This window comes from Microbulbifer mixtoriginis (SeqCode) (assembly GCF_052466695.1).
In genome coordinates this window covers 3,863,170-3,879,552 of record NZ_CP174285.1, presented here as the reverse complement: position 1 = coordinate 3,879,552, position 16,383 = coordinate 3,863,170, and the positions used below count along the sequence as shown (strand labels likewise).

The following is a 16,383-nucleotide window of genomic DNA, read 5'->3' as shown; positions in this document are numbered from 1 at the left end:
GCTTCAGCTATCGATGATATTCTGAATTATTAGTTATAAAAAATGGAAAAATCGGCATAGACCATAGGCTGATCTATATCTTCACCAGTACCTTCGATGGAAGAGGCTTTTTCAACAGGCCAACCGACTGATACTTTGCTGGAGAAGAATTCGTTCCAGGTAAACTTGAACAGTAGGCCACCTCCGGCAAGCCTGGCCCAGTCATCCTCTTTCCCTGATTTATAGTTATTCACAATGCCGTAACCCACATCGGCAAATAACGCAATTTGCATCATATCGTTTAGGCGCTGACCAAATAAGATAGGGTTCACCACTTCGGGGAAACTGGGATACCATTCGGCAGATAAAAGTCCGGCCCTATCAGCAGAAAAGTCTCGTACATCAAAGGCTCTAACTCCATTAGCCCCCCCCAAGGACATCTGCTCAAATGCAGGCAGGGGATTATCGCTTTGCTGTATACGGCTTTTAATTATTAGGCGAGACTGATCATTAGTGAACGGCATCGGCAAAAATAGTAGTGAGCTACTATTTAAAGACACTTTGGTAAAATGGTCACCGCGCGCTGCTTGCAACTTACCTTCAAGTTCCCTTTGATGCTCACCATATTGAATATTGGTACTCAATATATTAAGCATGGAAATAGCACCACTGGAGAGGTGGTCCATATAAAAACCTAGTTCACCACCGTATACATGATCACCAGGCTCATCAAATTTGGTAATTGCACGTAGATTGGACTTTTTATCAGTGAGTCCAAAAGAGCCCGTCAAGTTGAAGCCCCTTGAACGACGAAATTTATGATCCACTGTAAGCGCGTAACTGGTATTGTCACCATGAATATCGAGCACATTTACAGGGTTATCTGGATCCTCAACATCACGCAATACAAAGTCATTGTAATCTGCTGTTAACTCAAGCCTAGTGCGTGGTCCAAATAGTGGAAGGCTGTATCTTAACTGGCCAAGATCAGAACCGAAGTCCGAATCAAAATCAGAAACATTAGTCGATTTCAAATAGCCAATCGTAAGTGCATCTCCAATACCCAAAGGGTTTAACCAGTCTACGGTTGTATAAAATCTCTGGTCACCAGTATAAGCTGATCCGTGGTTATCCACCCTAAATGAAGTTTTCCAGCTAGACGCATCGCGTACTTTCAAGTTGAGCTTAGTTTCACCAGGATTTTCACCTGCACTAAAATAGCCGGTAACATTTAAGCCTGGCAGATCATTTAGAAGGTAAAGACCCTCTTCTATATTATCGTGATTAACTAGCTTACCCTTTTGTTTCTCAAAGGGCTTAGCCAGCTGTTCCAGAGCATATTCTTTATTATCCTCAGCAGCGACCTGCCCCAACAATCCCTCTTGAACCGTCAGAGTTACAACGCCATCCTCAACATCTTGGGCAGGAATTTGTACCTGAGCGAGAAAAAGTCCTTGGCGACGATAAAAATTAGTCAGTTCCGCAGCAATTTCTTCCAGATCAGCGTAACTCAAACCACGCTCTTTATTCTGCTTCTCAATGACACTGACGAGTTTTTTGAGTTCAGCTGGCCCCAAACCACCTGGATTAAATTGGGCTTGCATATTACTCAATAAAATTGCTAACTCCTCTAGGTTATCAACCGTATAACCACTAGCGAGGATTTTATCCTCTTTCATAAATTTGACGCGAAGCTTTTCTGCCATCTCTTCGACAATTTCGCGTTCAATACCAAACTCTGGGTATTCTTCTAACCTGTGAAATTTAAACTCTTTTACAGTAATTCTTGGGCCTTGATTACGTTGTGAGATATCTGGAATCTCAGTATTCAAATTTGGATCTTCCGCTTCATAGGTGCGCTGCAGGAAGTCCTTGGTTACGTCCGCCTCATTAACTGTTGGCGTATCCTGGTCAAAGGCCTGCTTTACACGACTGCGAAAACTGGAACCCTCGTCTTGAGCATAAACAGGCAAATTTGATAGCAGGAAGCCTGCGCCCACAAATAGCGCCAGCTTACTTTTTCCAAGCCCAAGCATAACTCCCCCAAATTACTCATATTTATATGGCCGAATCCAGCCTTCACATGGCTAGAAACGGCGAATTTTTATTAATTCACATCTCTAACGATGCGAAAGCCTGTTAATTCATCTGCGAGTCCTGCATGCAACCTTTTGGATGTAGCTAGACAGCGGCTCATGGGGTCTTGTCGATTACCGCCAAGCGCAAGTAACTCTCCATCAGTACCTTTCGCCCACTCTTGAACATTGCCCACAGCATTCACTAGGCCAAATCTGTTTGTCGATCCGTCCTGGGCTGGTACCAACTCGACCCCTTTCTCAATACCGCCATACTTTAAATGGCAGTTGCGATCGGCAACTTCTTCCTCGCCATTAGCACTGGCAGCCGCAAACCACTCCTGTTCTGATGGGAGGCGATAACGGTAACCCGTCTCATCGGATAACCAGCTGATATACGCTTCTGCATCTTGAAGAGTTAAATTGTTGGCTGGCAGATCGCCCGCGGCGATATCAATGGCTGCACATTGTTTGGTTGCACTACAATAGTGTTCAAGGTCTCGGTTACTTACTTCATACTTTCCAACTGCCAAGGGCCGACCACTCACACCTCGAACCACTACCATTGCTGGCCCCTTGGTACCATCTGCAAGGCGATCTCGACAACTGTAGCGATCTCCCCTGCCACCGCTACCTGGGATTAGGTGACCACAAAAATCCAGCTTGAATTCTTTGAGGGGCTGATAACCGGGAAGTAGCGCCCTGAACTCATCGACTAGAGCCTCTGTCCTTAGTGGGTCTTCAGCACCCAATTTGGTGGCACAGTTATTAAGCTCTTCACCAACAACCGGACGAATCTGTCTGGCTTTAACACTATCTAGCCCTGCCAGCTGAGATAACTGCGCTCCCACAGCGGCGACATTCATATCAAAGCCACAGGTTAGTGTGGATTCCATATTGGCCAGAACAGTGTCGATTTGCCTGTTTTTAATAGAGGCTAAGCGTCGGCGCTCAGCGCGTTCTTCCGCAAGACGAATGCGCTCAGCCTCACGCTCTGCCTCTAGGCGCTCAGCCTCCAAGCGAGTTCGCAGGTTCTCTCTATCCGTAGCCAGCTGGGATTTGATCGCAACAGCTTGGCTGGATACGCCATACCAGCTGGCAGCGCTTTCCAGCATGGAATCCGCTTGATCCAGATTACCCAGGTTTAACTGACCGGTAGCCGCGGCGAGAAACAGCTCCGAAATTTCACGGCGTTTATTATCGAGAAATTCTTCATCGCTGGGGTTAAGCTCAGAATACTCATGAAGCTCCAAGCGAAGGTCCTTTTCCCAGGCTGGAGTAAGGATACTCAGTGACACCAAACGATTAATTGCTTCTTTTTTATCACTGATTCGCCGCTGTAGTAGCTCTTCCTGGAGCTTCTTTTCAAGCTCAATCTTTACTCTTTCTTGCTCAGCCGTATTCTGCTGTTCCAAGTGGCTATAGCCGACCCCAGCACCTACAAGCACCATAGTGAAAGCCCCACCCAATACCCACTTCCAGGTATTGCTGACAAAAAACGCCTGAACAAATTTTTCTACGGTATCAGTACGATCTTCTCGTTTTAGCTGTAGAGCGGCTTCAAGGGCACGCCACTCCCGTCGATTTAACCCCCTAATACGTTTCGGGCGTAGCTTCTTTTCTAAGGCCTTATCAGCGGGAACCTTGTCATAAGGATGTCGGCCACAAAATAGCTCGTAGGCCACACAGCCGAGGGCATAGACATCATCAGATGGAGCGGGCTCACCCCCTTTCAGCATCTCGTAACTGGCATAGGCGGGCGTCAAAGCTCCCAGACTGCCAGCATCAAAAACCGTAGTCTCGCCAGTTTTATTGGCGATCCCCCCTTCAGATACGGCTCGAGCAATACCGAAGTCAAAAACCTTCGCACCTTTCTTACTGGTAACAAAGATATTGCCAGGCTTAAAGTCGGAATGGACGATCTTATGGGAATGGGCGTAAATGAGGGCCTGGGAAATATCAGAAAAAACAGCGCGCGCCTTTTCGGGTTCCAGCCCAACATCCGCATGCTCTCGCAGGAGTTTGTCAAGCGGTGCACCCTCGAGAAACTCCATGGTCATAAAGACCCGATCACCATCGCGGTCAAAATCGTAAACCGTTACGATGTTGGGGTGAGCCAGCGTTTGTGACTTACGCGCTTCCCGTTGTAAGGAAATAAAGGCATCAGGATGTTTCTGGAAATCATCATTTAACAGCTTGATTGCTACATAAGGCTCGCTGTCATTCGCTTCCAGCTTACGGCGATCAAGTGCCTTATAAACAGCTCCCATACCGCCAACCCCAAGGAGCTTATCTAGCTCAAATCGCCCCTTGATCACTGTTTTGGTTACAGCGCCAGATGGCAACGGCTCAAAAGAGTCAGAAGTATCAATAGGGTTTGCAGAAATTCCACCAGAAAGTTGGCCCGGCTCTTTCTTTTGGCCGGTATTCTTTCGAGGTGCAGGGCTAAAAACTGTTGCATCTGGATTAAACCCAGATGCAGCAGAGGGCAGTATTGCCTGCGCACCCCGCACCGGAGGGTGATCATTTTTCCCAGTGGAGTCCTGATTAACAACGACGGTTACGTCGCCATCATCTGTCAGTCCCTTTTTAGATTGATCCGGTCCGGGCAGATTGCCGTTCGGCCGAACAACACGTGTCTTATCGTTCAATTCCGCCTCCATGGGAAAGCTTTTCGACACATCCAAAGACCGTAACAAAATATTGCTACGGGCAGGTTGTCAAGCTAAATAAGGGGCAAAGTATATCGAACAGCCTTTTAGGCAACAATGAACAGGTAAGCAAATATATTTGACTATATACCATTTTGAAAAAACTACTCGACAATTACAGACTCAGAAGAGAAACTGATACTGAAGACAAATAATTACACCTTCTTACAAGCTCACCTGAGAAAAGAAAATCCCTAACTTAAAATATTTTATTAACGTGATTCCGTTAACAATTCTTAATATTTTTTCCTCAAATACTCATTTTTTTGACATCAAGCTTTTCTGTTCAATAGAAAATTAATTAGTGTCAGAGTCGAATAAGCGCAGACGGCATACCTCCAGCAATCAATATACTCCCCGGGATAATTAGTGCCAGAGTCGATTTTATAAGCTGAAATTTCGGTTTTTTTTTGTATTTCACTCTGTTTAAATCACCTCAGTTGTCATTGCGACACCATCTGAGTTACCGCACTAATTCGGTAGCAAGGAACTAACCACCAATATCTCAAGCCAACAAAGAGGGATTTCCCATGGCTATTTACATGAACTTCAACAGCCTCGCCACTAAAGGTAACGTTACTGCCAAGGGCTACGAAGACTGGATCGAAGTTGACAGCTTCAACTTTGGTGTTGGTCGCGGTATCACTATGGAAGCCGGCGCTACCTCCAACCGTGAAGCTTCTCGTCCGAGCCTGAGCGAAGTTACCTTCACCAAGCGTATTGACGCTGCATCTGGTGGCCTGTTTAAGGCTTCCGTAACTGGTGACGAAGGCGTACCTGTTGAGATCCACGTTGTACAAACTGGCGCTAACTCTGTAGAAAAGTACGCTGTGTATAAGCTGGAAAACGTACTGATCTCCTCTTACAGCATCGGCGCTTCTGCTGGCGGCGCACCTCAGGAATCCATCTCCCTGAGCTTTGCCAAGATTGAGGCTGACCTCAATCACGCAGACAAATCCAACAAGAACCCCAAAAACATGCGTGTTGGATACGACCTCACTACCGCTACTCCGCTGTAATAGGTCTATACCCTTTTGGGATAAGATGGCCTGCAGAATCTCTGCGGGCTGTCTACAGGTCTTTAGCTGAATGCTCATTGAGTTTTCAGCTAAAGATCTGCAAATCTGCTAGTTTCTCATTTCTTTCAGGCACCGTAGGGATAGTTGGGGCTGCCCATGGCTACACTCAATCAAGATAAAAGAATGATTACGGTCGATAGCCCGGTTGGCACTGATGCGCTAATTGCTACGACCCTGCAAGGCGAAGAGCATATATCTAAGCTTTTCCGCTATGAAGTGCAATTGCTTTCTGATGACCATGCTATTGAACAAAAGGATATTGTTGGCAAACCGGTAACAGTTTCCATTCACCACTCTGAAACACCTCGCCATATCAATGGTTATGTTACCCAGTTCTCTCTACATGATGTTAATGCTGAGGGTGTACGCAGTTATAGCGCCATTTTGCAACCGGGTCTGTGGTTTACCAGTTTGGCCGGCAGCAACCGAGTCTTTGAAAACAAATCTGCCAAGCAGATTCTAGAAGAGGTTCTGGGAGAATATAGCCGAGTAATAAAACTCACGTTAAAGTTAAATGCTGAGTATATTACCCGTGAATATTGTGTTCAGTTTGACGAGAGCGACTTTGATTTTATCAATCGCCTGATGGCTGAAGAAGGCATATCCTACTATTTCAAGCATTCCACAGGGCAGCACGAACTCGTTCTTTGCGATGATTCTCAAGACTTTTATGATTGTGAAAGCGCTGACATTGAGTATGACGGTGGAGGCAGCCATCCAACCAAAAATACCGTAAGTAGCTGGAGAAGAAACTTCAACTATCACGGTGGTGGGTTTGAGCTTAAAGATTATAGCGAGTACACAGCAACTAAAGACAACAAGCAGCAGGTAAAAACGACCAGCCAGCTTAATGATGTTGCAAATTATATGCGCGGCCTCTATGGCTTAAACCATTTCCAGGTTGATGGTGAGCACAAGCACAAATTTACAGACAGCTATCACAAAGCACTTGCCGAGCGGGCAATGGAAGCGCAAGAAGCACTTTTTGATGTAAGCCACGGTCGCAGTGATTGCCCCTCCTTTACTGCAGGCGGTCGTTTCAATTTCGATCACTCATTATCTTCTGAAAAGGGCAAATATCTTATTACCTCAGTGCATACTTCTGCAGCAGATGGAAATGGTATTGATACCCACTTCCACAACACCTTTAGCTGTATACCTTCTACGGTAATGCCACGCCCGCAGCCCAATGTATGTGCGAAAAAAATCCATTCACCACAGGTAGCACGAGTTTTAGAGGTCAAGGCCACAGCTTCAGACAGCTCACAGGACCCCTATACACAGCTCAAAGTTAAATTCCCCTGGAATTCTCAACAGAACAGCTGTTGGGTGAGGGTAATGCAGTCCTTTGCCGGTAAGAACTGGGGCGCGAATTTTGTTCCAAGAGTTAACCAAGAAGTCGTTGTTACCTATATCAATGGCGATCCAGATCGGCCATTGATTACCGGGGCGGTTTATAACGGTGACAACCCTGGGCCCAACTACACAGCGACCCAAAGTGGCTGGAAAACCGAATATGAAGGTAGCACTTTCAATGAGCTTAGGTTTGATGACAAGGGTGGCAATGAAGAAATTTATATGGAAGCTGGCAAGGATCATAACTTTGTGATCCATAACGATCAAACCGGCAAAATTGAAAACCAGCAAACACTAGAAATCAAACAGGATCGTAGTGTTACCGTCACGGATGGTAGCGAAATTGTCACCATTGCCAAAGGTGACCAAAAACTCAATGTCAATAAGGGCAACCAGGTTATCACTATCGGCTCAGGCAACCATACCCTTAAGGTGAGTAAAGGCACCCAAACAACCGATGCCATGGGTGCTATCAAGATATCCTCCAAGGCTTCAATTGAGTTAAAGGTTGGTGGCAGCAGTATCAAGCTAACGCCGGCAGGTATTACCATCAAAGGAACAATGCTCTCCTGTAAAGGAGACGCGACGGCTGAAGTTAAAGGCGGTGGTATGCTTACCTTAAAAGGTGGCGTTACCATGATCAATTGATGGGATTAAACAGCAGATGACCGACCTGATCAAAGTACAAGCGTTAACTGCAGCTGAGCTCCTTAAGAACTTTGAGGTTAGCGAGGAGGCGGAAGAGCATCTGGTGCCAGATACCGCACCTGAAGTTAGCATTAACCAACTGATAGAAGCTGGCCTCTATCCGGATGCAATAAAACTACTAGCCCACGGACTACCAAAACGAGAAGCGGTATGGTGGGCCTGCCTTGCGGCACGCGATATACAAAGTCCTGAGACTGACGAAGACAACGTTAGTGCATTGATCGCAGCAGAAACCTGGGCTAAAAAACCCAATGAGGAGTCGCGATTAAATTGTAAAACACTGGGTGATAAAACCAAACACAAGACGCCCGCAAGCTGGGCAGCAACCGCTGCCAGCTGGTGTCACGGCAGCCTCGCAGCCGAAGGCGAGCCTGTGGTTGAACCGCCAGAACACCTCTATGCGCACGCAGTGGCTGGCAGTATTACATTAGCAGCAGTCTTATCTGACCCAGTAGACCCCGCCAAACGCTTTGACCGCTATATGAAACAGGGTCTGGATCTGGCCCGCGGCGGCAATGGAAGAGTGAAGGATTAAGTTATGGGCAAGCCAGCTTCACGTATCACCGATATGCATGTATGCCCCATGGTTACTGGTACGGTACCTCATGTAGGTGGCCCTATTCTCAGCCCAGGTGCTCCAACAGTAATCATCGGCGGCATGCCATCCGCCACTGTTGGCAGCACTTGTACTTGTGTGGGACCACCAGATACTGTTGCTATGGGTAGCACTACCGTAATGCTACAAAAAAAACCAGCTGCCCGTATGGGGGATACAACTGGACATGGAGGGAAGATTGTTATTGGGTGTCCAACAGTATTAATTGGTGGTTAACCACTCACAGTGGCCTTTGCTTAACTTAAATAAGAGCAAAAAAAGAATTTAAGGGACAATAAATTTACTTAATAACCCTTATAAGACAAACTCTGTTTGTCATGACGCACCAATTAGCAGTATAAATTAAAAAAATTAGAAAAGACCATAAAAGCCAAAAATATAATACAACTCAATTAAGTATAAGGCCTTTTATGTCTAACTTGCTCCAAAAATATCTCGATTAGTTTTTCGCATTTTATTATCTTTTACTTCGAGAAGAACTGCTTAGTCAACTACAAATACATACATTCATGCCCAAAAATGAAAATCTACTGGCTCCCAACAAACTTTCCTATTGAAGTAAATAAGAGCCATAGCTTTATGACAATCAACAACCATAAAAGGAGGATTTTATGGGACTTTGTATTGATTCAACCAATGTTGCATTTATTAATCAAGTTAGAAACGCTTTAACTGTTCTTCTTGGGCAAGCCAATGCCCTAGCATATTCTGCAGAAAAATATCACTTCGGTGCTCGTACGGTTACTCGAATTACACGGGGTGTTGGTATGACCAATGCACTCTTACAGCTACCTCAAAGTGCAACCCTTGTTTCTCGGATTATTGCCAGCCCACATGATACAAGAATAACTGAAAGTGCGGGATTAGCGGCAGTTCCAGATAAGTGGTTAAAAGATAGGGTATGGAGTAACTTTAAGTATTACGTCCCACTGGTTAAACACGATCAAGGTTTCATGGGAAAAGTAATGAGCGCAGGAGCCAGTGCATGTGTCCACTGGAATAACACAGTTCAGACTACCACAAACCTCAATCAAAATGGCACTGTGACTGATGGCGGTGCTTGCCCTATTTTTATCACGTTGGCACATGAGCTCGGCCACGCTGATCGAATAAATCGTGGAGTTTATTTAAGTGGCGCAACTGAAATTACTTGCTTAGTAGATGAGCGTCAAAACATGCTACATAATGTTCAAGTAACTCAACCATCACGATTCTTTAGGGCTCGCGTAAATACTGGCGGGGCAAGTATTAGAATTCCAGATCTCAATAGAACCGTCAACAACCCAAATAATGTTATTACTACGAGAACCCAAGGCTGGATTTGGGTAACAACTGAAAGAATTCTACTTGAAGAGCTAGCTAATGTAGGGGGCCTAAGCGATGACAACAATGTTCTCCCTAATGACCCACTGACAATTTCAGAAAATACTATTCGTGTTGAACATGGTATAGCTAGACGAAGAAAATATGGCAGCATTGGACAGGTGAATTAAGCTATCGCACAAAGTAAAAAGCCTTAGGCACCCCTTTAAACATAGAAAAATGCACTAAATTCCCCAGCAAGAAAATCATTTGAATAACCCATATAGCTTATGAAGCTTCACTTGTATATTTTTTAGGAATTATATCCAAACACAACGCCATAATAGATAAAAACCAATATAAATTAAATTAATTTACTTAGCGTTTTTTAATTAAGGTATTGGATACATCATGAATAGCCCAGGAGTTTAGCACTACTGGGCTAATTTCCAGATTATTCTACTTTATAGGTGAAATCACCCTCTTCAGTCGCAGACACTTTAATTGCCTTAACCTCTTCACCTTTCGCCATTTTATCTAAGCACTCACTGGCTAATTCTGGTAGTAAAGTTTTATTTAGAATTACCTCAATGTTGCGGGCTCCAGTATCTGCTTCATGGCAACGCGCCACAATATTGATAAGTACATCCTCATCATATGAGAAAGAAGCGCCATAGTGTTCACGAACACGCTTCTCAATCTTACGCATATTGATTTTACAAATTTCAACCAGATTCTCGTCATCCAGAGGATAGTAGGCAACAACATTAGCACGGCCAAGAAACGCTGGTTTGAACTTCTGTAGTAATTGGGGACGTATATTATCTAGCAGTACATCTGGTTCTGGCTTTTCCTCTACCTGGCTGAATATAGCCCTAATAGCATCCTCACCAGCGTTAGAGGTCATAATGATAACGGTATTTTTAAAGTCGATATCACGCCCTTCACCATCTTTGATGGTACCTTTATCGAACAGGTTGTAGAAAATATCCTGTACGCCGGGATGGGCCTTCTCCATCTCATCCAGTAGGATTACGGAGTAAGGTTTACGCCTAGCAGCTTCGGTTAGAACTCCTCCTTCCCCATACCCTACATATCCGGGAGGAGACCCTAGCAGCATAGATACTTTGTGTTCCTCTTTAAATTCAGCCATGTTTATCGTAGTGATGTTTTGTTCACCACCAAACAACTCATCAGCCAAAGCCAATGCAGTCTCAGTTTTACCCACGCCACTAGTGCCGCAAAACATAAATACACCAACTGGCTTGCGTGGATCAGTCAATCCTGCCCGTGAAGTACGAATTGCCTGAGCAACGGCCTCGATGGCATGGGGTTGACCAATCACGCGCTTGTTCAGTCGCCCAGCCAGAGTTTTAACAGCTACGATTTCATCACTGACCATTTTCCCAACGGGAATACCTGTCCAGTTGGCAACCACCGCAGCGATAGCCTGCTCATCAACAGATGGCTGCATCAAAGGTGTATCACCTTGTATTACTTCAAGTTCTGCAGACAGGCTTTTCAATTGTTGCTGATAGTCAGCTAAAAGCGCTGAATCGGGCTCCAGATTTTCACTCTTTCCTTTCATAAATTCGGAGTCAATTTGATCTCGAATTTTTTGTATCTGTTCAATCAGCTCATTTTCTTGAACAAGCTGTTGTTTTAATGAGGATAATCTCTGCTCTTCAGTCAGCTTGAATTCTTTCAGTTCTGTCAGCTGTTCTTCGTGCTCACCCATCGCTGCATTTTCACGTTCCAACTTAGCAAGCGTTGTGTTAGTCCGCTCAATATTAATTTGAGCATCTTCAATAGCGCCAGGAGTAGCTGATTGGCTCAGGGCCACGCGGGCACAGGCGGTGTCCAGCAAGCTTACAGATTTATCAGGTAGTTGACGCCCAGGAATATAGCGGTGGGATAACTTAACCGAAGCAATAACTGCCTCGTCAAGTATGCGTACTTTATGGTGTGCTTCAAGAGTAGTGGCAATTCCACGCATCATATCAATGGCATTTGCTTCACTGGGCTCTTCAACTTTTACAACCTGAAAACGCCGAGTCAGAGCAGGGTCCCGCTCAAAGTATTTCTTATATTCAGCCCAGGTCGTGGCTGCCAATGTTCTCAGCTCACCTCGCGCTAAAGCGGGTTTAAGTAAGTTGGCCGCATCCCCCTGCCCTTCCTTACCTCCTGCACCAATCATGGTGTGAGCTTCATCAATAAACAAAATAATAGGCGTTGGGGAGGATTTGACCTCTTGAATCACAGATTTAAGACGATTCTCAAACTCGCCCTTTACGCTAGCACCGGCCTGAAGTAAGCCCAGGTCCAGCGTCCGAACTGCTACACCACGTAGAGGCTCAGGTACATCTCCACTGGCAATTCGTAAAGCAAAACCTTCAACTACGGCTGTTTTACCAACACCTGCCTCACCAGTGAGAATCGGGTTGTTTTGTCGACGACGAGTGAGGATATCAATACACTGCCGAATCTCTTCATCTCTGCCTAGAACTGGGTCAATCTCCCCCTTCTTCGCTCTTTCAGTCAGGTTGACGGTATACTTATCGAGAGCTGGCGCTTTACTAGCGGCGGCCACTACGGCAGCAGCGCCATCATCAGTTGCGCTGACTGCACCAATATGACTCGACTCACCACTTTGCCCAAACATCGCCCGGGCAGTTTCACGAATAGACTCAGGCGCTATATTTTTAAGCTCTGGACAAGATTCTTGAATTTGTCGACGTGAAGTCTCTTCCAACAGCAGAGCTGCGAGGAAGTGTCCAGAACTGATTGCACGGTGCCCATAGTCGATAGACGCCAGCATCCAGGCATTCTTTGCCGCTTCGACAATTGTCGGAGATAGTGCAGGAGGTCGGCTACTTCCCGAGCGGAATCCAGCTATAGAGGAGGCAAGCTGTTTAGCAAAATTTGCCGGATTACAGTCATGTTTTTCCAGTAAGTGATAAAGGTCTGTATCTGATTGATCTAATAATTTAAGCAGCCAGTGCTCAAGTTCAACATTGTATTGATTTTGAGATAAACAAAGGCCGGCTGCGCCTTCAAGAGAATCACGCATATGCGGTGTCATGGTATCAACAAGCCGCTTCAAATCGATATTTATCACAGTAAAAAGATCCTTTTAAAAATTATTGTTAATGAACAATTATGCTGCTGGCAAGGCTTCATCAGGCGACATATTTTCAGCACTTAAGGTAATCTGTATGAGTTCTGCTGATTCCTGTTCACTGGCCATATGTGTATTCCACCCTAAAAGAGGTTCATGATCAGATTTTTTGTTTAACTGAACAGGCGAAACTTGTTGCGCAGGTAAAGATACTGATAGCTCGAAGTCCAACTCAATCCCTGCACTTAGTTTGATAAAGGCTTTAAGCGATTCCAGTTTCTGAGTTCCCGGGGCAATAGTCATAAATTGTTCATAAGCCATTGGTTCAATGACTATTCGAAATTTATTTTGAGCTTGGAAACAGTGCGTACCCAGAATTGTGTTTACCCCTAGACAGTTATTTACTCCATTGGGAGCTTCATCACAAGGCAGGCGACAGAGAATGTCTTTCGGTAATTCATCCCACTGCCCCTGAAATTGCTCTATAGCGACATCCAAACCAAAGAAATGCTTAATCATGCTGGTCAGCGCAGCTGCAGAGCAACGTCCCTGCCCCAAATGGCCTGCCATACCCAAAAGAGCTTCATCGGGAATTGGCAATCGATAGCGCATCTCGCTAGTACCCAGGCCCGCCAAAGAGGCAATCGCCTGTGTAAAAATATCTGGAACCCTTTCATTGCGTAAACGCTGGCGTTCATAGTTCACAGGCAATTGGTATTTATGCCATGCTTTATAAAGTAGCGAAGTATGACGGTGATTAAACATATCGAGAAAATCCCGCAGAGCGGTATTATTTTCTCTGAGCTCTTTTTGAACTATTTCCGTCAGGTAGTAGGGCATTACACCCTGACTCCCTATAAGACCAGTAAAGCCAACCTCCATATGCCATTGACTAACTTCTTTATCTTGTATTTCTATATTATTACTGGTCTTTTTTTCCAGACGTAAAACGTCTGACCCAATAAAAGATAAACTGGTCTGGGCGCTGAAGCGAACCATTTCCTTCGCTGGTGGAGCCGCACTGGCAATAGGTTCATCGCAAAATCCGCCATCCGCCAAAGACACAGCACGCTCCAGGATACGCACCGCCTGATAGAATTCGAAATGATAGGGCTCTCGACGCAGCCGCTCTATTACAGTAAAGCTTTTTCGCCGGCGCGAGGTGGCCATCTTTTAAGTTCTCCATCTCTGCCACTCATCGTAGCAATCAATTTAGTAAATGAATTAATAGAACAATATAAACCAAGAAAACGTTCAATGATGCTGGCAAATAATAAAGGGCTAGTGCCAGTGAGCATCATCGAGTCGAGTTCAATTTCTACCTCAGTTCCCCGACAAAGAACGACGCTTTGATCAATCTGGATAGGAGCAGTAATGGGTTTTGTATTCAGCTTTAATAAAGATTCAATCAAATTACGAGTACTGGCTGAATCCCTAAAATCATACAGTCTGAAAATTTCTTTGAGGGCATCACATCCCTGACTTCCAGATAAGGAGAGATGATTCAAGTTCAGGTGTGATATCAGCTTCCAGTAGCCTCGCTCTCTTCTCGGAGGCCTCAATGTCGCAGTTGGTGCCACAACACAGCTAATTCGTTTCGCTGGGACATCACCATCAACTACTTCAAGATAAGGTTGAGAGTTGCCGCTGGGTAACTTCTTAGGCAGATTCCGATTACAGCAAGTTAATTTAATATCGAGTGTTTGATCATTAATCCTGTGCGGATTGAAATCTAAATCAACGAGACTCAAATCAACTTCGGAAGCCTGCTCATTGCGATGCTCCCCTTCTATAACTTCACGACGCCGACTGAACCAAAATGCTGACTGTTCCGCGTGGTGTTGGCTATGCTTAATCCCGTAGAAAGGTCTATATTTAGTGGTTTCGCCATCACCGTCTGTGGCTGCCACCTCATCAATAGAATATATTTCCAGTCCATCGCTACGACGAGCATCTGCTATAACATGATATTCATACTGGGTATGGGTGAGCGGTATAGGATCTGCACTCTGCTTGAATAAATTAATAACAGGCGTACAGCCGAGTGCAAACATACTTGGAACCAATTGTTTTTCCAGTTCCTCATGCGTCTCTGAAAGATAAAAATACAAGTTCAATGTGTCTGCATAACTATCATTCAAAGCCCCCTGTAGATTTTCAACATCCAAGAAGAGAAATTTTTCTGGGAAAGCAAAATACTCGGTAAGCAACCTGTAACCGATGAATGCTGTATCTGGATAGGGTAATAAACCTTCTTCTACATTCATCCCGACCTGGCAAATATCCTCTGGGGATAGAAAAGTCGGTTTTGGATCACTCTCTCCATTTGCCACAACCAGCTTTACACATTTTGTTAAAAGTAGATCATAGAGGCTATACACATGTGTCGCTTGACCACGCAAGAAGAATCTTATTTTTTCTGGATTCATCTCCGCAAAGCTCAGATCAGGACTCAAAGCTTTAAGGGAGAGCTTAAGAACGGCGTTTGCTCCCTGAATCTCATTACAACCAGGAGCAATAAACGGGCGTGGCATTAAGCTTGCGCTGACCGGTTGAAACGGATTAATTTCCACCGGATAACAAGTTGTAAACCTGCAAGTTTGTCCCTGAAAGCTGTCACTTTCCAACAACGTTTTTGCATCAACCTGCGTTATTGCATCAAGGTCTGAATCCGGTTCAAATTGAACGATCGCACATGATGGAATGGGTCGTAAATAATGTGGATACAATGTTTCCAGCATTGCATCTGTAAGTTCAGGAAAATCATCACTAAGTTTTTGTTGAACCCTGGCATTCATATATGCAAAACCAGACAACAAACGCCCCACAAGCGGATCATCTACGGTATCTGCATCTAACTGCAGACGTGATGCAGCTGCAGGGTGCATACGGGCAAACTCAGCGGATGTTTGCTGAATAAATGCGAGCTCACGCTCATAGAGATCTATTAATTTTTCACTCATTACATAATCTCAGACACGTCTACCATTTGTGTTACCGGGTTTAAGGCAGAGTCAAATACGATAACCTCAGATGCAGGATTAACATGCAATACTGCTTCTACACGAAAACGTATACTGGGATCTTCCACATCTACCTTATCTTGAGTGGTAACTTTTACAGAGCGAATTCTTGGTTCAAAATGTAAAATTGTCTTCTCAATATCCCGGCAGAATTGTTTTCGACTGTCTAATGAGGATAAATTGACAGTAGACAGATCTGGCAGACCATAATTGATATTTGACTCTTCCAAGTGCCGCAGTTCAGGTGGTGGTGAAATACAGCGATAACGTGTATTAAATAAATATTCCAGGTCGCGTCTAACCCCTTCACGTAGCTGGCGTAAAATCTGATGGGATTGGTGAACATTTACTTTACTAGATGATTCAAGTAGTCGATCTAGCACTGGGGCTAACAGTCTTTTTTCTCTTGCCATAAT

The 16,383-nt window shown here is 44.8% G+C and carries 11 protein-coding genes; 5 read left to right on the top strand and 6 right to left on the bottom strand.

The features are described 5' to 3' along the window. Window positions 1-29: 29 nt before the first annotated feature. Together ACJJI0_RS16860 and ACJJI0_RS16855 are read right to left on the bottom strand one after the other, a co-directional pair. On the bottom strand, window positions 30-1,811 hold the full coding sequence (locus tag ACJJI0_RS16860) for a ShlB/FhaC/HecB family hemolysin secretion/activation protein (protein ID WP_444883489.1): 1,782 nt from the start codon (window positions 1,809-1,811) through the stop codon (window positions 30-32). Window positions 1,812-2,086: 275 nt separating this feature from the next. Continuing rightward, window positions 2,087-4,705: a bifunctional serine/threonine-protein kinase/formylglycine-generating enzyme family protein gene (locus ACJJI0_RS16855; protein WP_444883488.1), complete on the bottom strand. Its 2,619-nt coding sequence runs from the start codon at window positions 4,703-4,705 to the stop codon at window positions 2,087-2,089. 590 nt (window positions 4,706-5,295) lie between these two features. Here ACJJI0_RS16855 and ACJJI0_RS16850 point away from each other — a divergent pair. The 5 genes from ACJJI0_RS16850 (at window position 5,296) to ACJJI0_RS16830 (ending at window position 10,017) form a co-directional block, all read left to right on the top strand. Then, window positions 5,296-5,784, top strand: coding sequence for an Hcp family type VI secretion system effector (locus ACJJI0_RS16850; protein ID WP_252084237.1), 489 nt, complete (start codon window positions 5,296-5,298; stop codon window positions 5,782-5,784). A gap of 156 nt (window positions 5,785-5,940) precedes the next feature. After that, a complete protein-coding gene (locus ACJJI0_RS16845; RefSeq protein WP_444883487.1) occupies window positions 5,941-7,848 on the top strand; it encodes a type VI secretion system Vgr family protein in 1,908 nt (635 codons plus the stop codon). 16 nt (window positions 7,849-7,864) lie between these two features. Beyond that, complete coding sequence (locus tag ACJJI0_RS16840) at window positions 7,865-8,443, top strand: DUF6931 family protein (protein WP_444883486.1); 579 nt, start codon at window positions 7,865-7,867, stop codon at window positions 8,441-8,443. A 3-nt stretch (window positions 8,444-8,446) separates the two neighbouring features. Beyond that, entirely contained in the window at window positions 8,447-8,740 is a 294-nt protein-coding gene (locus tag ACJJI0_RS16835; RefSeq protein WP_152450772.1) for a PAAR domain-containing contractile injection system baseplate protein, read from the top strand. A 395-nt stretch (window positions 8,741-9,135) separates the two neighbouring features. Continuing rightward, window positions 9,136-10,017 carry a hypothetical protein gene (locus ACJJI0_RS16830; RefSeq protein ID WP_444883485.1) on the top strand — a complete coding sequence of 294 codons (882 nt, stop codon included), beginning with the start codon at window positions 9,136-9,138 and terminating at the stop codon, window positions 10,015-10,017. Window positions 10,018-10,280: 263 nt separating this feature from the next. Here the strand turns inward: ACJJI0_RS16830 and tssH are convergent, their stop codons facing one another. The 4 genes from tssH to tssE are packed head-to-tail and all read right to left on the bottom strand — an operon-like array spanning window position 10,281 to window position 16,380. After that, window positions 10,281-12,944, bottom strand: a complete 2,664-nt coding sequence (tssH, locus tag ACJJI0_RS16825) for a type VI secretion system ATPase TssH (protein ID WP_444883484.1) — start codon at window positions 12,942-12,944, stop codon at window positions 10,281-10,283. Between the two features lie 39 nt (window positions 12,945-12,983). After that, on the bottom strand, window positions 12,984-14,114 hold the full coding sequence (gene tssG, locus ACJJI0_RS16820; protein WP_444883483.1) for a type VI secretion system baseplate subunit TssG: 1,131 nt from the start codon (window positions 14,112-14,114) through the stop codon (window positions 12,984-12,986). Beyond that, complete coding sequence (tssF, locus tag ACJJI0_RS16815) at window positions 14,078-15,907, bottom strand: type VI secretion system baseplate subunit TssF (RefSeq protein WP_444883482.1); 1,830 nt, start codon at window positions 15,905-15,907, stop codon at window positions 14,078-14,080. Before tssF ends, tssG begins: the two co-directional genes overlap by 37 nt. Next, on the bottom strand, window positions 15,907-16,380 hold the full coding sequence (gene tssE / locus ACJJI0_RS16810) for a type VI secretion system baseplate subunit TssE (protein ID WP_444883481.1): 474 nt from the start codon (window positions 16,378-16,380) through the stop codon (window positions 15,907-15,909). The genes tssF and tssE overlap by 1 nt, the downstream gene beginning before the upstream one ends. Window positions 16,381-16,383: the final 3 nt, after the last annotated feature.